Raw genomic sequence first — 18,357 nt, forward strand, 5'->3', positions numbered from 1 at the left:
ACTATTCCAACCTGAGCACTGCAAGGAAGGCTTCCTGTGGAATTTCCACGTTGCCGACCTGCTTCATGCGTTTCTTACCGGCCTTCTGCTTCTCGAGCAGCTTGCGCTTACGGCTGACGTCGCCGCCGTAACATTTGGCCAGTACGTTCTTTCTGAGCGCCTTGACGGTTGTACGCGCGATAATCTGGCCGCCAATCGCAGCCTGGATTGCCACGTCGAACATCTGACGAGGAATCAGTTCTTTCATCTTTTCAGTCAACGCGCGGCCTTTGTAGGCTGCGTTGTCACGGTGCACGATCAGCGCCAGGGCGTCGACCTTGTCGCCGTTGATCATCACGTCCAGACGAACCAGATTGGCCGACTGATAACGATCGAAATGGTAGTCCAGCGAGGCATAGCCACGGCTGGTCGACTTCAGACGGTCGAAGAAGTCCAGAACCACTTCGTTCATCGGCAAATCGTAGGTCACTTGCACCTGCGTACCGAGGAACAGCATGTCGTGCTGAATGCCACGCTTCTCGATACACAGCGTAATGACGTTGCCCAGGTGCTCTTGAGGCACAAGAATGTTCGCCCGCACGATCGGCTCACGCATGTCCTCGATCGTGGACAGGTCTGGCAATTTCGACGGGTTGTCGACGTAAATGGTTTCACCGGTCTTCAACAGCAACTCGAAGATTACCGTCGGTGCGGTGGTGATCAGGTCCAGGTCGTACTCGCGCTCGAGGCGCTCCTGGATGATCTCCATGTGCAGCATGCCGAGGAAGCCGCAGCGGAAGCCGAACCCCAGCGCGTCGGAGCTTTCCGGCAGATATTGGAGGGACGAGTCATTCAGCGTCAGCTTCTGCAGCGCGTCGCGGAAATCCTCGAAGTCATCGGAGCTGACCGGGAACAGACCGGCGTAGACCTGCGGCTGGATGCGCTTGAAGCCGGGCAGCACCGGAACGTCCGGCGTAGTGCTCAGGGTCAGGGTGTCGCCCACTGGCGCGCCGTGAATATCCTTGATGCCGGCAATGATGAAGCCCACTTCACCGGCTTTCAGATCGGCGGTGGCGCTGTGCTTGGGATTGAACACGCCCACGCTGTCAACCAGGTGCATCTTGCCGGTCGACTTGACCAGGATTTTGTCGCCCTTCTTGACGCGGCCATGACGCACACGCACCAGGGAAACAACGCCCAGGTAGTTGTCGAACCACGAGTCGATGATCAGCGCTTGCAGCGGGTCTTCGATGTTGCCGGTCGGCGCGGGAATGGTGTGGACCAGACGCTCAAGCACTTCGTCGACACCCAGGCCGGTCTTGGCGCTACATACCACGGCGTCGGTGGCATCAATGCCGATGATCTTTTCGATTTCTTCCTTGACCCGGTCCGGATCGGCCTGGGGCAGGTCAATCTTGTTCAGGACCGGCATGACTTCCAGGCCCTGTTCGATCGCGGTGTAGCAGTTGGCAACGGACTGGGCTTCGACGCCCTGACCGGCATCGACCACCAGCAGCGCGCCTTCACACGCCGCCAGCGAACGGCTGACTTCGTAGGTGAAGTCAACGTGTCCCGGGGTGTCGATGAAGTTGAGCTGGTAGGTGATGCCGTCCTTCGCCTTGTAATAAAGGGTGACGCTGTGGGCTTTGATCGTAATCCCGCGCTCACGCTCCAGGTCCATGGAATCAAGGACCTGAGCTTCCATTTCGCGCTCGGTCAGGCCGCCGCACATCTGGATGAACCGGTCAGCCAGCGTCGACTTGCCATGGTCAATGTGGGCGATGATGGAGAAATTGCGGATATGACTCAAATCACTCACGGATCAACACTCGAAAAAGGTCGCAGGCAGACTGCCCGCCAAAAATAGCCGGGAATTGTACCTGAAGGAACGATCAGGCGTCACGCTCACGCGCAGAGCCTGCGCGCCATGCACCGCGGGAACACAAAAAAAGGAGCGGTCTGGCCGCTCCTTTTTGCCGTGCCCGACGGGTTATTCCGCCAGCTTGAACGTGATGAACGTCGCACGGCCCTGACGCAGTACGCGCATGGAGACAGAGCGATTCTTCGGCAGGTCCTTGGCCACTTCGGTGAACTGCTTCGACGAAGTGATCGCCTGGTTGTTCAGGTGAGTGATGACGTCACCCGCCTGCAAGCCGATCAGCGAAGCCGGACCGTCCTGGACTTCCTTGATGACGACGCCGCCTTTGAGGTCCAGCGACTTCATCTGCTCGGCGGTCAGATCGACGACCGAAACGCCCAGACGGTTGCTGCTGCGTTCGACACCAGTGTCGGCTGCGCCCATCTCTTCGCCTTCGGCCGGCAAGGCACCCACGGTCACAGTGAGCTTCTGACGCTTGCCATCCCGAATCACTTCAAGCTCGGCCTTGCTGCCGTCCTTCAGATTGCCGATCAGGTGAGGCAGGTCTGCGGACATCACGATCGGGGTGCCATTGGCGCTCAGGATCACGTCGCCAACCTGTAGACCGCCTTTGGCGGCGGGGCCATCTTCAAGCACTTGAGCCACCAGCGCACCGGCCGGCTTGTCCAGACCGAAGGATTCGGCCAGGTCTTTGTTCACTTCCTGGATCACAACGCCCAGCCAGCCACGGTTGACCTTGCCGCTGGCCTTGAGCTGGTTGGCAACGTCCATCGCCACGTCGATCGGAATTGCGAACGACAGGCCCATGAAGCCACCGGAACGGGTGAAGATCTGCGAGTTGATCCCCACCACTTCACCCGCCATGTTGAACAGCGGACCGCCCGAGTTACCCGGGTTGATCGCAACGTCGGTCTGGATGAACGGCACATAAGTGTCATTCGGCAGGCTGCGGCCCTTGGCGCTGACGATGCCTTTGGTGACCGAGTGATCGAAGCCGAACGGCGAACCGATCGCCAGCACCCACTCACCCACTTTCAGCTTGTCGGAGTTACCCAGCTTGACGGTTGGGAGGTCCTTGCCATCGATTTTCAGAACCGCCACGTCGGTCCGTGGATCGGTGCCGATCAGTTTGGCTTTCATCTCACTGCGATCTGAAAGACGCACGAGGATTTCGTCGGCACCGTCAATCACGTGGTTGTTGGTCAGGATGAAACCGTCCGCGGAAATGATAAAGCCCGAGCCGAGTGACTGCGCCTCACGCTGGCGATCACCCTTGCCGCCTCCTGGCGCACGGGAGCCTGGCGGCGTGCTGCGCTCCAGGAATTCGCGCAGCATCGGTGGCAGGCCTTCCAGATCAGGCATCTGACCCTGGGCAACCGCGCGGTCCGGCAGCTTCTGCCGCGTACTGATGTTGACGACTGCGGGGGAAGCCTGCTCCACCAGAGAGGTGAAGTCCGGCAAGGCTTCGGCCTGAGCGGTGACGACCTGTCCGAGCATCAGCACAGCGGCCATCCAGGCCAGGTAAGGTTTCAAGCGTGGTATCGACATATGGCTCCCGTTTACAACGAGCATGGTTAAGCGGTACGAGCCCGCAGGCTCGCGAAGCATCTGTGCGTCGCGACTTCCCGCGACACCTGTATCTGCTCCAGTTTCCTGGACCCTGAAACAACAAAGGCCACAGCTGTGAAGCTGTGACCTATAGAAAAAAACACATCCGATTGCAACCGACAAAGCGCACCAAACATTTCAGCAGTACCAGTGAAGCCCATATTTAAAGGCTTGGGAACGTGAAACGACCAAATGAAACCTTTTTCATCGTAGCCATCACCGGTGCGCAGAATCAGTTTTTGCTCGTAGCCGCAGCATCGTCCCGCATGGACAGCGCGATGCGCTCGGCCGTCCCGATCGGGATCTCGCCCACCACAGTCACCATGGCATCACCCTTCTGCGTGGTTACGCGACGGGAAACAGCAACGGTCGGGCCCAGCTGAGTACGAATATCGGTCACGGCCGCACCGCTGACCGGCTCGACGAATACCGAGAATCGAGCCAGGCCATCGTCATACATCAGACTCGTTACCAGACTCTTGGAATCCGGGTCCTTGCGTGCCGCAGCGCTGCTCAAGTCAAAACCCGGCGGCAGCCAGTCGGACCGCCACGCGACCTTTTGCTTGGGCGCATCAGTATTTGCTTTAACCACTTCGACCGGCTTGCAGTCAGCACCGGCGGCGAGCATCTGATCGGTCAGCGACTGCGAGGTATTGAGGTCAGTGAACTGAAAACGCTCGAGCAACTGGCCCTTGTCGCTGAGCAACAACGACTTCAGGGGCAAGCCGGTTTCACTGTCGAGGTGCAGTTCAATGCCGTAACGGTGCTGATCCCGGGGAGTCAGCGTCACGACATTGGCGAGACGTCCAGCAACACGCGAAGTGCCTGCCGATTTGATGTCGTACCAGGATGACAACCTGGCAGCATCGAACGCTCGGGCCGGAGAGTCAGGAACGCTGGACACCCCTTCTTCGAGGGTACCGCTGACGCATTGGGTTACCCCATTGACGCGCAGCACTTCCTGAGGAGAGCCATCCAGTTGCAGAAGATGCTCACGAACCTTGCCGTCGGCGACCCGCTGCCAGATTCGGTGAGTAGAGAAACTGCCATTTCGCTCGTAAACGAATGTGCCGGTGTAGCTTTGCTGCTGCTCAGCCTGCGCAAGACGTTTCAGCTGGTCTTGCGCGTCGTCGGCATGAGCGGGAAGGACCAGCCATCCACCCAGCAGAAGCGGCAGTAGAGGGATGGCGCGCATGATCCTCCTTAACGGTTTTCCAGGCTTGCAGCGCGAGAGTACGGCAGAGCGCCTTCAGCGCCTTTCATCGCAGCTTGCTGAGCATGTTGACGCAGATAACCTGGCAGACGCTGGTCATGCCAGCCGGCCTGGTTCTGCAACACACCGCTTGCCATCGGGCCCGGGGACTGTTCGCCCTCGGTATAGCCCGCCAACACTGCCGGCCCTTTGGCCTGCGGCATTGCGACGTTGCTCGGCTGGGATTGCTGAGCCAATTGCGCCCCTGCAATTTCGTCCTGGTTATACAGACGTACACCGGCCAGCACAGCAACCGTCACCGAGGCGGCTACGGCCAGACGGCCCAGCGTGCGCCAAGTACCGCGGCCGGCCTTCAGCGGGCTGACTTCACCAGCGATCCCGGCAGCAACAGCGGCCGAAATATCCAGATGAGGCATCACTAATTCTTTATGCATCGCTGCACGGGCAATCTGATAACGCGACCAGGTGGCTCGTGTGTCCGCATCTTCAATAGCGCTAAGCACGCGACGCAGTTCCAATTCGTCCGCTTCGTTATCCATCACCGCGGACAGCGATTCCTGCAGGGCTTCACGACTCATGGCGGTTCCTCTCTTGTGGCTATCGCCGCTGTCTCAGGTTTCCTGCAACAGAGGTTGCAAGGCTTTGTCGATGGCTTCCCGAGCGCGGAAAATGCGAGAGCGCACGGTACCAACGGGACATTGCATGACGCTGGCAATGTCTTCGTAACTCAGACCGTCGAACTCACGCAACGTTAAAGCTGTACGCAAATCTTCTGGCAGTAGCTGGATGGTTCGGTGGACGGTGCCCTCGATCTCATCCCGCAGCAATGCCCGCTCTGGCGACTCGATGTCCTTGAGGCCGTGATCGCCGTCATAGAACTCCGCGTCTTCCGATCTGACATCGCTATCCGGCGGCCGCCGACCTCGCGACACCAGATAGTTCTTCGCCGTGTTAATGGCGATACGGTACAGCCACGTATAAAACGCGCTGTCACCGCGGAAGTTACCAAGTGCGCGATAGGCTTTGATGAACGCCTCTTGCGCAACGTCCTGGGCTTCGTGGGTGTCGTGAACGAATCTCACGATCAACCCAAGAATCTTGTGCTGATATTTCACCACTAGCAGATCAAAGGCTCGCTTGTCGCCGCGCTGTACGCGTTCAACCAGCTGCTGATCTTCTTCCTGGGTTAGCATGAACACTCCTCATAAAGCTTAAAGGAGCATCGCATCGGCTCTTTCGCAGGCTTGCAAACATAGACTCGGGCTTTAAGCAAAAGTTCTCCCCCCTTCAAGCAAGTTTCCGGCGAGCGTCTGCTGCCCGCACGGAAAACGCCGCTCGAACCAGGTCGGCTGCGTAAATAATCTTGTCGTCAGAAGCGTTCGTACTGGCTGAAAACCGCCATTGCGTAACGTCGACGCTGTTCCTTTATGGGCAACCCACTATTGAACGTGCGGGTTCGTGAAAAGTTCCCACCGTCCATTATTGGGTGTAAGACACACGTCCCGTCAGCTGTAGGACTCAATCCGTATGAAGCTGTAGGAAAGATCGCGTCCATCAAACGGGGTGCAGGACGTCGCAGGGTGGCGCACACTCCGCTCCCACTGTGATTCACCGTTGCCATAAAGCGCGGCCATTGTGCCGTTCCACCCTTGCTTATACTAGTGGCCATTTAGATACCGGAAGCAGAGATGAGTCAGCATTTCCAGCACGACGTATTGGTAATAGGCTCCGGCGCAGCCGGTTTGAGCCTTGCGCTGACATTGCCCGGGCATCTGCACGTGGCGGTCCTCAGCAAAGGCGATCTGGCGAACGGTTCGACTTTCTGGGCCCAGGGCGGCGTTGCGGCGGTACTGGATGACGCCGACACCGTTCAGTCCCACGTCGAAGACACGCTGAACGCAGGCGGCGGGCTGTGCAACGAGGACGCAGTCCGGTTCACCGTCGAACACAGCCGCGAGGCCATTCAGTGGCTGATCGACCTTGGCGTGCCCTTTACCCGGGATGACCCATCAAGCGTTGTGGACGGCGGGTTCGAGTTTCACCTCACCCGCGAGGGCGGGCACAGCCACCGTCGAATCATTCACGCTGCGGACGCAACCGGCGCGGCGATCTTCCGTACGTTGCTGACCGAGGCCAAGGCACGCCCGAATATCGAACTGCTGGAACAGCGCGTGGCGGTTGACCTCATCACCGAGTCGCGGCTGGGCCTGGAAGGACAGCGTTGCCTGGGCGCCTATGTACTGGATCGCTCGACGGGCGAGGTCGACACCCACAGCGCACGCTTCACCATTCTGGCGTCCGGCGGCGCGGCGAAAGTCTACCTGTACACCAGCAATCCCGATGGCGCTTGCGGCGACGGCATCGCGATGGCCTGGCGTTCGGGATGCCGCGTGGGCAACTTGGAGTTCAACCAGTTCCACCCTACCTGCCTGTACCACCCGCAAGCCAAAAGCTTTTTGATTACCGAGGCCCTGCGCGGCGAAGGCGCTTACCTGAAGCTGCCCAATGGCGAGCGCTTCATGCAGCGTTTTGACCCGCGCGCCGAACTGGCGCCCCGGGACATCGTTGCCCGCGCCATTGACCACGAGATGAAACGCCTGGGCGCCGACTGCGTGTTTCTGGACATCAGCCATAAGTCCGAAGACTTCATCAAGAGCCACTTCCCGACGGTGTACGAGCGTTGCCTGACATTTGGCATCGACATCACGCGTCAGCCGATTCCTGTGGTCCCGGCGGCGCACTACACCTGTGGCGGCGTTCTGGTTGACCAGCAAGGCCGCACCGATGTGCCCGGCCTTTACGCCATCGGCGAGACCAGCTTCACCGGCCTGCACGGCGCCAATCGAATGGCCAGCAACTCGCTGCTGGAATGCTTCGTTTACGCCCGCTCCGCTGCGGCGGACATCGTGACTCAGCTCGAGCAAATCCCGCAGCCGCAAAATCTGCCGGCATGGGACTCGAGTCAGGTGACCGATTCCGACGAAGACGTGATCATTGCCCACAACTGGGATGAGCTGCGACGGTTCATGTGGGATTACGTGGGGATCGTTCGCACCAACAAGCGTCTGCAGCGCGCCCAGCATCGGGTGCGGCTGTTGCTGGACGAGATCGACGAGTTCTACAGCAACTATAAGGTCAGCCGCGATCTGATCGAGCTGCGCAACCTGGCCCAGGTGGCAGAACTGATGATTGCGTCGGCGATGGCGCGCAAGGAAAGCCGCGGGCTGCACTACACGCTGGATTACCCGGACATGCTGCCCGAGGCGCTGGACACTATTCTGGTGCCGCCCACCTACGCCGGCTGAACTTCAGGCGTAGACGCAGGCGCCGGTGGCTGTCCGGCCCCATGGCGTCTGCCGGGATGCACAGACTCCGAACCCACAAGCGGCTCAGCCAAGAGCCCTTCGCAACCTTGAAGCGCAACACGACCACCTTAGGAAGCGCCAGGCTGTCCGGGCGTAGCTGCACGGGTTGCCAGCCGCCCGCCTCGCTCCACAACGCCCAACCGCTGCTGTCACGCCGCAGCCCGGTGAGCGACTGCGGCTGATCGAGCAGAATGAATGGGCGAAGACTGCGGGATGCGTGCAAGGCGCACAGCAGGACGCCGATGGCTTTCGCCCACAGGGGAATTGAAAGGAGGACTATTGACGCCAGCGCAAGGATTTGCGTGACGAGGTACGCCGTCAGCAGCGCCCGGGAGGGTTGCCAACGGCATTCGAAACGATCACTTCGGCTGGACACGGTCCAGAATCATCCGAACCATGCGCTGCAGCTCCGGGTCTTCCGACTCCGCGCGCTGCATGAACCAGCCAAACATGTCCTGATCTTCACAGGTCAGCAGGCGCACGTAGAGGTCGCGATCGACCTGATCGAGCGTCGGGTAGACTTCTTTGACGAATGGCACCAGCAATACGTCCAGCTCGAGCATGCCGCGACGGCTGTGCCAAAAGAGGCGATTGAGTTCAACATCTTCGACCATGGAGGGCTCCTCGAATTTGCCGGCGAGTATACAGGCGCATCGTCCCGGGGCGTACTTGCAGTTGGTCGCAGCTTTTTGCGTATACCCATTAACGACACGCGGCACTATGATGGTGCCCCAGACTTCTACCCTGCGATGACTCATGGCCGCTCCAGCATTTTTCTGCCCCCTGTCCCATGAAGGTGTGCTCGCCGTTCGCGGCGTGGATGCCGGCAAATTCCTGCAAGGCCAACTGACTTGCAACCTCGATTACCTCAGCGAAGCCAAGGCCACCCTCGGTGCGCGCTGCACGCAAAAGGGCCGCATGCAGTCCAGCTTTCGCATCCTGCTTGAAGGCGACGGCGTGTTGCTGGCAATGGCCAGCGAGCTGATCGAAGCGCAATTGCTGGACCTGAAAAAATACGCCGTCTTCTCCAAATCCAAACTGACCGACGAAAGCGCCTCCTGGGTGCGATTCGGCCTGCAGGACGGCGACGGCGCACTCGTCAGCCTCGGCCTCGACCTGGCGCAGGAGACAGACTCGGTCGTCCGCGCCAATGACCTCATTGCCATTCGCGTCTCCCCGGCCCGCGCCGAATTGTGGGTACGTGCCGAGCAGGCCGATGATGTGCGCAGCCGGCTGATCGCCCACGTCCCGGAAGCACCGCTCAACGACTGGCTGCTGGGGCAGATCCGCGCCGGCATTGGCCAGGTGTTCGGGCAGACCCGTGAAGAATTCATTCCGCAGATGATCAACCTGCAAGCCGTGGGGGGTGTGAGTTTCAAGAAAGGTTGTTACACCGGCCAGGAAATCGTGGCGCGGATGCAGTACCTCGGCAAGCTGAAACGCCGGCTGTATCGCCTGACTATGGCCGGCAACGAGCTGCCCGAGCCCGGCGCTGCGTTGTTTTCGCCAGTACATTCAAGCGCGGTAGGCAACGTTGTGATCGCGGCCCGGTCTGATGTCGGGATCGAGGTGCTGGCGGTCTTGCAGGCGGATGCGGCGGAAGATGGTCGGATCCACCTTGGTGGGGCAGAGGGCGAGGCCCTGCACTTGAACGAATTGCCCTACACCCTCGACGCGAAGCTCGAAACACAGCGTTGAACCCGGTTGAAGCATGTGCGAGACGTCAGCGTAGTCACCAGCGCCGTCCCCTCGAGTGGGCGGCCGCTGGCCGGAATGCAATGTCCAGAGATCCAATATGAGTAGCATGGCTGACGAAGTGCAGAGGGATCTGATCAAGGCGATCGACAAGGATGCTCTGTTTCTGCCAACTCTCCCTGAAGTTGCACTGAGGATTCGCCTGGCGGCGGAAGACTCGGAAATCTCCATTGCAGCGCTGAGCAAGGTCATCGGCAGCGACACCGCGCTGTCGGCCCGGCTGATTAAAGTCGTCAACAGCCCACTGCTGCGGCCGAACTTTGAAGTCAGCGACGTGCTGACGGCGGTTCGACGTCTGGGCGTGAACTACAGCTGTAACCTGGCCATCGGGCTGGTGGTGGAGCAGATGTTTCACGCCAAGTCCGATGTCATTGAAAACAAGATGCGCGACATCTGGAAACTCAGCATGCAGGTGGCCGGGGTGTGTAATGTCCTCAGTTACCGCAGTGCGCGTTTAAAGGCTGACCAAGCCACCCTGGCCGGGCTCGTTCACCTCATTGGCGTGCTGCCAATCCTGACCTACGCCGAAGACAACTACGAGTTGCTCGCCGACCCGATCAGCCTCAATCACGTTATCGAACGCATCCATCCAGTCATTGGCGAGCGGCTGCTGCGCTCGTGGGATTTCCCGGAAGGCCTGGCGATCGTGCCCCGGCAGTTTCAGAATTTCAGCCGTGTTTCCGATCAGGCCGACTACGTGGATCTGGTGCAGGTGGCGACGATTCACATTCATGAGATGAACGGCACGCCGTACTCCAATCTGCAGTTTCAGTCAGTGCCGGCCGTGTCGCGGTTGGGCCTGAACATGGCTGACGGCGCGCTGATCAACGAGATGAATCAGGCGATGACGCTGCTGTATTGATCGCTTTTATGGGCCCGCTCAGCCGAGTCCCACCAATCCCGACTCCGGCACCATAAAGCTCACCCTCACTTTCAGGCCCCGCTGTGCGCCGTCATGCAAGGTGATGCGCGCCAGATGTGCCCTGCAGATTTCACCCACAATGGCCAACCCCAGGCCCGAACCCTTGCTCTGCTGATTGCGTCGATAGAAGCGCTCGAACACCCGGTCGCGCTCGTGAGCCGGAATGCCGGGGCCGTCGTCCTCGACTTCCAGCGTGCACGGCGCATGGACGCGCAAGATCACGTTGCCGCGCGCAGGGGTGTGGGCCAGGGCGTTGTCCACCAGATTGCTCAGCAGCTCGTTGAGCAACGTGGGTTCGCCGCGCATCCACACCGGCTCGTCGGCTTCCAGCGCCAACGCCACACCCCTGGCGTGGGCAAGCGGCGCCATAGCCATGCCCAGTTCCCGCGCCAGTTGGCTGAGGTCGAGCAATTGCGCGCCGCCCTCCGCGATGGCCCGCGCGCCGTTTTCAATGCGTGCCAGCGACAGCAACTGATTGGCCAGATGGGTCAGTTTGTCGGTGCCGGAGGCGGCGCTTTCCAGGGTGTTGCGCCACGCGGCGGGCTCCTGATCACGCAGCCCCAGCTCCAGTCGCGCTTTTAATGCCGCCAGCGGCGTGCGCAATTCATGGGCCGCGTCGGCGATGAACTGCGCCTGGCGCTCGAACTGCATGCGCAGCCGCTCGGTGAAGTGGTTGAGGGAGCTGACGAGCGGGCGCAGCTCGTGCTGCACTTCGACCAGCGGCAGCGAACGCAAATCGTCAGGCTGGCGTTCTTCCACCGCCGTGCGCAGGCGATCCAGGGGCCGCAACGCGGCACTGACCGTGAACCAGACCAGCAACAACGCGCCGCTGCCGAGCATGCCCAGACGCAGCAAGGTGTCGGCCATCAAGGCCTGAGCCATGTCCACCCGGGCTTCTTCGGTTTCCGCCACGCGAATCTCAGCCATGCCGTTCATGTTCGGCTCGCTCACGGCCTTGAGCAGGCTGACCACCCGTACGTCCTGGCCTTGATAACGGCCGCTGTAGAACTTGGCGAGGGCCGGATAAGCGTCGGTGCGCGGCGTGCCCGGCGGCGGCGCGGGGATGTTTTCGTAGCCCGAAATGAGCTTCTGATTGATGTCGTTTACCTGGTAGTAAATGCGGCCCGCGCTGTCGTAGGCGAAGGTATCCAGGGCCACGTAGGGTACGTCGGCGCTGAGGGTGCCGTCGCGCTCCGACAGCCCGGCGGCGATGGTCCGCGCCGAGGCCAGCAGGGTGCGATCGTAAGCGGTGTCTGCTGCTTCGCGTCCGTTCCAGTAGGCGCTCATGCCGCTGGCGATCATCAGCACCACCAGCAGCAAACCCAGGTTCCACAGCAAGCGCCAGCGCAGGCTGTTTTCCGCTGAAGGAAACGGATTAAGCATCCCGGCTTTCCAGCAGGTAACCCAGCCCCCGGAACGTGACGATCGCAATCGGGTGCCCGTCGAGCTTCTTGCGCAGACGGTGCACGTAGATTTCGATGGCGTCGGCGCTGGCCTCTTCGTCCAGGCCAAACACCTGCGCTGCCAGTTGCTCCTTGCTCATGACCCGACCGGGGCGAGCGATCAGCGATTCAAGCACGGACTGCTCGCGGGATGTCAGCGTCAGGAGTTCTTCGCCGAGGGTGAAGCGGCGGGTATCGAGGTCGTAGACCAGTTCGCCACAGCGTTGCTGGCGTTCGCCGCCGAGTACGCTGCGGCGCAACAACGCCTTGACCCGCGCCTCCAGCTCGGACAGTTCGAAGGGTTTGGCCAGGTAGTCGTCGGCGCCGAGGTTCAGGCCGTGGACCCTGTCCTTCACGTCGCTGCGGGCGGTCAGCATCAGCACCGGGGTGTTCTTGCCCCGCGCCCGCAGACGCGCCAGCACCTCAAAACCGTCCATGCGCGGCAGGCCGACATCAAGCACCACCACGGCATATTCTTCGCTGCTCAGGGCCAGATCAGCTGCAACGCCGTCGTGCAGAACGTCAACGGTCAGGCCGCTGCTCTTGAGTGCCAGCGCGACGCTTTCCGCCAGTTGCAGATGATCTTCGACGAGCAGGACACGCATCGATTTCTCCCCAGTGAGCATTTTATGGGCGGAGTTTACAGGCGCGCCGTCGTCTGTGAAGGCCCGGCGCGCAGGAATGACTCCGGCGCTGACGAGCAACGTCTCTGCAACGGTCCAGCCGAACGCAGCCTGAGCGCTTCGTGAAAGGTAGTTGAAAGGTTGATGAAAGCTTCGCTGATTAGGATCCCGTTACGACTTGTCACGATTGCGTCCCGCGTGACGCTGCTGATGCCAGGGTCGTGACGAAAAACGCCTCGATGCGTTTTCAACAATAAGAACAATATCGGAGTTATCAGTGATGCCCTCACTGCAATCATCGGCCCTCGCGCCGTCTGAATCCCATTATGTTTTCTGTTCACCTCGCAGCCCTGTTGCGCGGTGTTTCGTCACGTCTGCACGTTGGCTGCCCGCAGTTTTGCGAAGGTGTGACACGACTGCCTGACGAACGTACGACCGCCTGCCCCCATTAAAACAACAACTCCTCTGGAGACGGACCATGAACCTATCGTTGCGCCATATCAGCGTCGCCGCCAGCTGCATGCTGATGGCCACCCAATTGTGGGCCGCCGAGCCCAATCGTCCTGAATGCATCGCGCCGGCCTCGCCCGGTGGCGGCTTTGACCTGACCTGCAAACTGGCGCAAAGCGCGCTGATCAACGAGAAGATCCTCTCCAAACCGATGCGCGTCACCTACATGCCGGGCGGCGTCGGCGCCGTGGCCTACAACGCGGTGGTCGCTCAGCGTCCGGCCGACGCCGGCACGCTGGTGGCCTGGTCCAGCGGCTCGCTGTTGAACCTAGCCCAGGGCAAGTTCGGCCGTTTTGACGAGAACGCCGTGCGCTGGCTGGCCGCCGTCGGCACCAGCTACGGCGCGATCGCGGTCAAGGCCGATTCGCCCTACAAGAACCTCGACGATCTCGTTAAAGCACTGAAGGCCGACCCGGGCAAAGTGGTCATCGGCTCCGGCGGTACCGTGGGCAGCCAGGATTGGATGCAGACCGCGCTGATTGCCAAGGCCGCCGGCATCAACCCACGGGAACTGCGTTATGTCGCCCTCGAAGGCGGCGGTGAAATCGCCACTGCCCTGCTCGGCGGGCACATTCAAGTGGGCTCCACCGACATTTCCGACTCCATGCCGCACATTCTCAGCGGCGACATGCGCCTGCTGGCGGTGTTCTCCGAAGAACGTCTGGACGAGCCGGAAATGAAGAACATCCCGACCGCCAAAGAACAGGGCTACGACATCGTCTGGCCGGTGGTGCGCGGTTTCTATCTGGGGCCAAAGGTGTCGGACGAGGAGTACAACTGGTGGAAAGCGGCGTTCGACAAGCTGCTGGCCTCGGAAGACTTCGCCAAGCTGCGCGATCAGCGTGAGCTGTTCCCGTTCGCCATGACCGGCGAAGAGCTCGACAAGTACGTGAAAACCCGCGTCGCCGAGTACAAGACGCTGGCCAAGGAATTCGGCCTGATTCAGTGACTGACCCCATCGAAGCGTACTTGATTGGCTGAGGATTGCGCCGCCTGTGCGGTGGCGTGATCCGGGAGTTTTCCATGGTGATACAACGCATTTTCGCCGTCGTGCTGCTGCTGGTCTGTATCGGCCTGGCAATGATGGCCTGGCCTTATCAGGCGCCCTTTTCCTACGAACCCGTCGGCCCCCGCGCCTTTCCGCTGCTGATGCTGGCGCTGATGGGCATTTCGCTGCTGTACATAGCGATTCGTCCGACGCCGATCGTGCATTCCGAGGAAGAGCCGGCGCTGGACCGTCCCACACTCATCAAGATCGGCATCTGCACTGTGCTGCTGCTGGTGTTCGCCGGGCTGTTCGAGCCGTTGGGTTTTGTGCTGAGCAGCATTCTGATCGGGATTCCCATGGCGCGTCTGTACGGCGGCCGCTGGCTGCCGAGTGTCGTGATCATCACCTTCATGAGCATCGCGCTGTACGTGCTGTTCGACAAAGTGATGGATGTGCCCCTGCCCCTCGGTCTGCTCGACGTGATGGAGAACTGATATGGACACTCTCGGCTATCTCGGCCAGGGCTTCGGCGTCGCGCTGACCCCTTACAACCTGATCACCGCCCTGTCCGGCACGCTGATCGGCACTGTCGTCGGCCTGCTCCCCGGCTTGGGTCCGATCAACGGTGTGGCGCTGTTGATCCCGATCGCCTTCGCATTGGGCCTGCCGCCGGAGTCAGCATTGATCCTGTTGGCGGCGGTGTACCTGGGCTGCGAATACGGCGGCCGCATCAGCTCCATCCTGCTCAACATTCCGGGCGAAGCATCGACCGTAATGACCGCGCTGGACGGCTACCCGATGGCGCGTCAGGGCATGGCCGGCGTGGCGTTGTCGCTGTCGGCATGGAGTTCGTTCATCGGCGCGTTCATCGCCACCTGCGGCATGGTCATGTTCGCGCCACTGCTGGCGAAATGGGCGATTGCGTTTGGTCCTGCGGAGTACTTCGTGCTGATGGTTTTCGCGATCGTCTGCCTGGGGGGCATGGCCGGTGATCGACCGCTGAAGACCTTTGTCGCTGCGTTGATCGGGCTGTTTCTGTCGAGCATCGGTATCGACGCCAACAGTGGCGTGTACCGCTTCACCGGCGACAACATCCATCTGGCTGACGGCATTCAGTTCGTCGTGCTGGTGCTGGGTCTGTTCTCAATCAGTGAGATCCTGTTGTTGCTGGAGAAAACCCATCGCGGCCAGGAAGCGGTGAAAGCCACCGGCCGCATGATGTTCAACTTCAAGGAGGCCAGTTCGGTCTTTTGGGTGAACATCCGTTGCGGTCTGATGGGTTTCATCATGGGCGTGTTGCCGGGTGCGGGCGCGACGCTGGCCAGCGCCGTGACCTACATGTCCGAGAAACGCATCGCCGGGGCAAGCGGCAAATTCGGACAGGGCGACATGCGCGGTCTGGCAGCGCCGGAAACCGCCATTGGCGCGACGGCCTGCGGCGCGCTGGTGCCGATGCTGACGCTGGGCGTGCCGGGTTCGGGCACCACGGCGGTGATGATCGGCGCCCTGTCGCTGTACAACATCACGCCGGGGCCGCTGCTGTTTCAGCAGCAACCGGACATCGTCTGGGGCCTGATCGCGTCGTTGTTCGTCGCCAACATCATGCTGGTGATCCTCAACATCCCGATGATCCGCATCTTCACCCGCATCCTGTCGGTGCCGAACTGGGCACTGGTGCCGGTGATCGCGATCATCACCGGGATCGGCGTCTACGCGGTACATGCCACCACCTTCGACCTGTTCCTGATGGTCGGCATCGGCATCTTCGGCTACATCCTGCGCAAGCTGGATTTCCCACTGTCGCCGATTCTGCTGGGGTTCATCCTCGGCGGGCTGATGGAGCAGAACCTGCGTCGCGCGCTGTCGATTTCCAACGGCGGCCTGGAGATTCTGTGGTCGAGCCCGATCACCCTGGGCATGTGGGTCGTGACGGCGTTCATGCTGGTGTTCCCGCTGATCCGTATCTGGCGCAAACGCTCCAGGCAGCGTCGCGCGCTGGCCGATGTCTGACCGGCCATTCAGCACGTGGTGGGGCACACCGCTGGTCGGCCTGCTGGGGGGATTTCTCGCCAGTCAGGTTGGCTGGCCATTGCCCTGGATGGTCGGCTCGTTACTGGCGATCATCCTGGTCCGCTGCCTCACGCCCTGGCAGTTGGTTGAAATTCCCGGCGGCCGCAAATGCGGCCAATGGGTGGTCGGCATCGGCATCGGCCTGCACTTCACCCCCGTGGTCATCGAACAAGTCCTCTCGCATTTTGGCCTGATCTTCATTGGCGCACTGGTGACCAGCGTCTCCAGCGTGGTTGGCGTGTGGCTGATGCTGCGCACCGGCGAGGACCGCGCCACGGCGTTCTTTTCCAGCATGCCCGGCGGTTCGGGCGAGATGGTCAACCTTGGCGCTCGGAACGGCGCAATCCTCAGCAACGTCGCCGCCGGGCAAAGCCTGCGGGTGCTGGCAGTGGTGCTCTGCGTGCCGGCGATCTTCAAGTATTTGATGGGCGATGGCGGCCCGCCTTCCCACGCGACGGTGGTGGATTGGCGGTGGCTGCTGCTGTTGTTTCCGCTGGGCGCGTTAGTGGCCTGGGGCTGGGAGCGTCTGAAACAGCCCAATCCATGGCTATTCGGCCCGTTGCTGATCAGCGCGGTAATCAGCGTCAGTTTCGATTTGCACATCGGCCTGCCCCAGGGCGGCAGTCAGCTGGGGCAGTGGCTGATCGGCAGCGGCCTGGGTTGCCACTTCAACCGGGCGTTCTTTCGCCGTGCGCCGTCGTTCATCGGCCGCACGTTGCTGGGGACGGCGCTGACGATGAGCATCGCGGCGTTGTGTGCACTAGGGCTGAGCACGCTGACCCATCTGGATTTGCGCTCGTTGACGCTGGGGATGATGCCGGGCGGGATCGCCGAAATGAGCCTGACGGCGGAGGTGCTGCAACTGTCGGTGCCGCTGGTGACGGCGATGCAGGTGATGAGGTTGTTGTTTGTGTTGTTTCTGGCCGAGCCGTTGTTTCGGTATTGGGATCGACGGCTGGGTTAACGACTCACTCAACATGTGGGAGCGAGCTTGCTCGCGAAGAGGTCAGTACATCCGCTAAATTTTCAGCGGTTGAAATACCGTCTTCGTGAGCAAGGTGGAACGCCACCCCGGTCATTCCCACAAGGTCTGCGTCTGTCCAGGAATGATCCGGTGTCAGGAGTACCCCAACTTCTGACGTCATACCGCGCTAGACAACAGCCGGCAATCGCCACTCGATCGGCGCCAGGCCGTTCTGCTCCAGAAACTTGTTCGCCAGACCAAAATGCCCACATCCGATAAACCCCTTGTACGCCGACAGCGGCGACGGGTGCACGGCGGTGAGGATCAGGTGCTTGGACGCATCGATGAGCTTTTTCTTGCTCTGGGCATGGGCGCCCCACAGCAGGAATACCAGGTGCGGCTGATGAGCGCTCACCGTTTCGATGATCTTGTCAGTGAAATGCTGCCAGCCTTTGCCGGCATGGGACGCGGCGTTGGCGCGCTCGACGGTGAGCGTGGTGTTGAGCATCAACACGCCCTGCTCCGCCCACGACTGCAGATAGCCGTGACTGGGGATGTCAATGTTCAGGTCGCGCTTGAGCTCTTTGTAGATGTTGACCAGCGAAGGCGGCGCCGGCACGCCCGGCTGCACCGAGAAGCACAGGCCGTGGGCTTGGTTGGGGCCGTGATACGGATCTTGGCCGAGGATGACCACTTTCACGTTATCCAGCGGCGTCGAGTTCAGCGCATTGAAGATCAGCGGCCCCGGCGGATAGATTTCCTTGCCCGCCGCATGCTCCTGACGCAGAAATTCGCGCAGCTCGCCCATGTAAGGCTTTTCGAACTCGTCGCGCAGGGCCTGCTTCCAGCTGGCCTCCAGTTTGATGCGGTCGTCGTTTGTCATGGTGTGATCCGGCAGAAACAATGCGCAACTTTAGGGACTGTGGCTGATTATTTCCAGCGCGGCGCCGTCGGATCTTCCTACACTCGTTCACAGCCGCCGGTTTGCAACTTCCGGGCGTCGCGGGGACTCACAACTCTCGATAGATCCCCGTACCAC

The 18,357-nt window shown here is 60.9% G+C and carries 17 protein-coding genes; 7 read left to right on the forward strand and 10 right to left on the reverse strand.

Annotated features, from left to right (window positions below; genetic code table 11):
- Position 1 precedes the first annotated feature (1 nt).
- From lepA to rpoE, 5 genes are all read right to left on the reverse strand, one after another.
- Positions 2-1,798 carry a translation elongation factor 4 gene (gene lepA, locus ACYASU_RS03305; RefSeq protein WP_065992448.1) on the reverse strand — a complete coding sequence of 599 codons (1,797 nt, stop codon included), beginning with the start codon at positions 1,796-1,798 and terminating at the stop codon, positions 2-4.
- A gap of 171 nt (positions 1,799-1,969) precedes the next feature.
- Entirely contained in the window at positions 1,970-3,406 is a 1,437-nt protein-coding gene (locus tag ACYASU_RS03310; protein WP_197983661.1) for a DegQ family serine endoprotease, read from the reverse strand.
- A gap of 292 nt (positions 3,407-3,698) precedes the next feature.
- Positions 3,699-4,661 carry a MucB/RseB C-terminal domain-containing protein gene (locus tag ACYASU_RS03315; protein ID WP_463581940.1) on the reverse strand — a complete coding sequence of 321 codons (963 nt, stop codon included), beginning with the start codon at positions 4,659-4,661 and terminating at the stop codon, positions 3,699-3,701.
- 8 nt (positions 4,662-4,669) lie between these two features.
- Positions 4,670-5,257, reverse strand: coding sequence for a sigma-E factor negative regulatory protein (locus ACYASU_RS03320; RefSeq protein WP_463581941.1), 588 nt, complete (start codon positions 5,255-5,257; stop codon positions 4,670-4,672).
- A 33-nt stretch (positions 5,258-5,290) separates the two neighbouring features.
- Positions 5,291-5,872, reverse strand: coding sequence for an RNA polymerase sigma factor RpoE (gene rpoE / locus ACYASU_RS03325; protein WP_037014368.1), 582 nt, complete (start codon positions 5,870-5,872; stop codon positions 5,291-5,293).
- A gap of 495 nt (positions 5,873-6,367) precedes the next feature.
- On the opposite strand from rpoE, the gene nadB reads away from it, so the two are divergent.
- A complete protein-coding gene (gene nadB / locus ACYASU_RS03330) occupies positions 6,368-7,984 on the forward strand; it encodes an L-aspartate oxidase (protein ID WP_463581942.1) in 1,617 nt (538 codons plus the stop codon).
- Here nadB and ACYASU_RS03335 read toward each other — a convergent pair.
- A complete protein-coding gene (locus ACYASU_RS03335) occupies positions 7,953-8,420 on the reverse strand; it encodes a protein YgfX (RefSeq protein ID WP_463581943.1) in 468 nt (155 codons plus the stop codon). The genes nadB and ACYASU_RS03335 overlap by 32 nt on opposite strands.
- Positions 8,404-8,658, reverse strand: coding sequence for an FAD assembly factor SdhE (locus ACYASU_RS03340; protein ID WP_346627461.1), 255 nt, complete (start codon positions 8,656-8,658; stop codon positions 8,404-8,406). The genes ACYASU_RS03335 and ACYASU_RS03340 overlap by 17 nt, the downstream gene beginning before the upstream one ends.
- A gap of 142 nt (positions 8,659-8,800) precedes the next feature.
- Here ACYASU_RS03340 and ygfZ point away from each other — a divergent pair, with 142 nt between their 5' ends.
- Both ygfZ and ACYASU_RS03350 read left to right on the forward strand, forming a co-directional pair.
- Positions 8,801-9,742, forward strand: a complete 942-nt coding sequence (gene ygfZ / locus ACYASU_RS03345) for a CAF17-like 4Fe-4S cluster assembly/insertion protein YgfZ (RefSeq protein ID WP_463581944.1) — start codon at positions 8,801-8,803, stop codon at positions 9,740-9,742.
- Between the two features lie 97 nt (positions 9,743-9,839).
- On the forward strand, positions 9,840-10,661 hold the full coding sequence (locus ACYASU_RS03350; RefSeq protein WP_192171641.1) for an HDOD domain-containing protein: 822 nt from the start codon (positions 9,840-9,842) through the stop codon (positions 10,659-10,661).
- Between the two features lie 18 nt (positions 10,662-10,679).
- Here the strand turns inward: ACYASU_RS03350 and ACYASU_RS03355 are convergent, their stop codons facing one another.
- Together ACYASU_RS03355 and ACYASU_RS03360 are read right to left on the reverse strand one after the other, a co-directional pair.
- Positions 10,680-12,104 carry a sensor histidine kinase gene (locus ACYASU_RS03355; protein WP_463581945.1) on the reverse strand — a complete coding sequence of 475 codons (1,425 nt, stop codon included), beginning with the start codon at positions 12,102-12,104 and terminating at the stop codon, positions 10,680-10,682.
- Positions 12,097-12,768 (reverse strand): response regulator, encoded by a 672-nt coding sequence (locus ACYASU_RS03360; RefSeq protein WP_192171643.1) that lies wholly within the window; start codon positions 12,766-12,768, stop codon positions 12,097-12,099. Before ACYASU_RS03360 ends, ACYASU_RS03355 begins: the two co-directional genes overlap by 8 nt.
- Positions 12,769-13,264: 496 nt before the next feature.
- Here ACYASU_RS03360 and ACYASU_RS03365 point away from each other — a divergent pair, with 496 nt between their 5' ends.
- The 4 genes from ACYASU_RS03365 to ACYASU_RS03380 all read left to right on the forward strand — a co-directional run bounded on the left by ACYASU_RS03365 (position 13,265) and on the right by ACYASU_RS03380 (position 17,318).
- The gene (locus ACYASU_RS03365; RefSeq protein ID WP_346627459.1) at positions 13,265-14,245 is read left to right on the forward strand and encodes a Bug family tripartite tricarboxylate transporter substrate binding protein; all 981 of its coding nucleotides are present in this window, start codon (positions 13,265-13,267) and stop codon (positions 14,243-14,245) included.
- A gap of 74 nt (positions 14,246-14,319) precedes the next feature.
- Positions 14,320-14,778 (forward strand): tripartite tricarboxylate transporter TctB family protein, encoded by a 459-nt coding sequence (locus tag ACYASU_RS03370; protein WP_423572252.1) that lies wholly within the window; start codon positions 14,320-14,322, stop codon positions 14,776-14,778.
- Position 14,779: 1 nt separating this feature from the next.
- Positions 14,780-16,294 (forward strand): tripartite tricarboxylate transporter permease, encoded by a 1,515-nt coding sequence (locus ACYASU_RS03375; protein WP_065992418.1) that lies wholly within the window; start codon positions 14,780-14,782, stop codon positions 16,292-16,294.
- Entirely contained in the window at positions 16,287-17,318 is a 1,032-nt protein-coding gene (locus ACYASU_RS03380) for an AbrB family transcriptional regulator (RefSeq protein WP_463581946.1), read from the forward strand. Before ACYASU_RS03375 ends, ACYASU_RS03380 begins: the two co-directional genes overlap by 8 nt.
- A 187-nt stretch (positions 17,319-17,505) precedes the next feature.
- On the opposite strand, the gene ung is transcribed toward ACYASU_RS03380, so the two are convergent.
- Positions 17,506-18,201: a uracil-DNA glycosylase gene (gene ung / locus ACYASU_RS03385; protein ID WP_463581947.1), complete on the reverse strand. Its 696-nt coding sequence runs from the start codon at positions 18,199-18,201 to the stop codon at positions 17,506-17,508.
- Positions 18,202-18,357: the final 156 nt, after the last annotated feature.

Source organism: Pseudomonas sp. HP_12 (assembly GCF_055283955.1).

Excerpts from the sequence above, each read along its gene's own strand:
- rpoE (WP_037014368.1), bottom strand. The coding sequence starts at position 5,872 with ATGCTAACCCAGGAAGAAGATCAGCAGCTGGTTGAACGCGTACAGCGC.
- ACYASU_RS03365 (WP_346627459.1), top strand. The coding sequence starts at position 13,265 with ATGAACCTATCGTTGCGCCATATCAGCGTCGCCGCCAGCTGCATGCTG.
- ACYASU_RS03320 (WP_463581941.1), bottom strand. The coding sequence starts at position 5,257 with ATGAGTCGTGAAGCCCTGCAGGAATCGCTGTCCGCGGTGATGGATAAC.
- ACYASU_RS03315 (WP_463581940.1), bottom strand. The coding sequence starts at position 4,661 with ATGCGCGCCATCCCTCTACTGCCGCTTCTGCTGGGTGGATGGCTGGTC.
- ACYASU_RS03340 (WP_346627461.1), bottom strand. The coding sequence starts at position 8,658 with ATGGTCGAAGATGTTGAACTCAATCGCCTCTTTTGGCACAGCCGTCGC.
- ACYASU_RS03310 (WP_197983661.1), bottom strand. The coding sequence starts at position 3,406 with ATGTCGATACCACGCTTGAAACCTTACCTGGCCTGGATGGCCGCTGTG.
- ACYASU_RS03360 (WP_192171643.1), bottom strand. The coding sequence starts at position 12,768 with ATGCGTGTCCTGCTCGTCGAAGATCATCTGCAACTGGCGGAAAGCGTC.
- ACYASU_RS03370 (WP_423572252.1), top strand. The coding sequence starts at position 14,320 with ATGGTGATACAACGCATTTTCGCCGTCGTGCTGCTGCTGGTCTGTATC.
- ACYASU_RS03355 (WP_463581945.1), bottom strand. The coding sequence starts at position 12,104 with ATGCTTAATCCGTTTCCTTCAGCGGAAAACAGCCTGCGCTGGCGCTTG.
- ACYASU_RS03350 (WP_192171641.1), top strand. The coding sequence starts at position 9,840 with ATGAGTAGCATGGCTGACGAAGTGCAGAGGGATCTGATCAAGGCGATC.
- ACYASU_RS03375 (WP_065992418.1), top strand. The coding sequence starts at position 14,780 with ATGGACACTCTCGGCTATCTCGGCCAGGGCTTCGGCGTCGCGCTGACC.
- ung (WP_463581947.1), bottom strand. The coding sequence starts at position 18,201 with ATGACAAACGACGACCGCATCAAACTGGAGGCCAGCTGGAAGCAGGCC.
- ygfZ (WP_463581944.1), top strand. The coding sequence starts at position 8,801 with ATGGCCGCTCCAGCATTTTTCTGCCCCCTGTCCCATGAAGGTGTGCTC.
- nadB (WP_463581942.1), top strand. The coding sequence starts at position 6,368 with ATGAGTCAGCATTTCCAGCACGACGTATTGGTAATAGGCTCCGGCGCA.
- ACYASU_RS03380 (WP_463581946.1), top strand. The coding sequence starts at position 16,287 with ATGTCTGACCGGCCATTCAGCACGTGGTGGGGCACACCGCTGGTCGGC.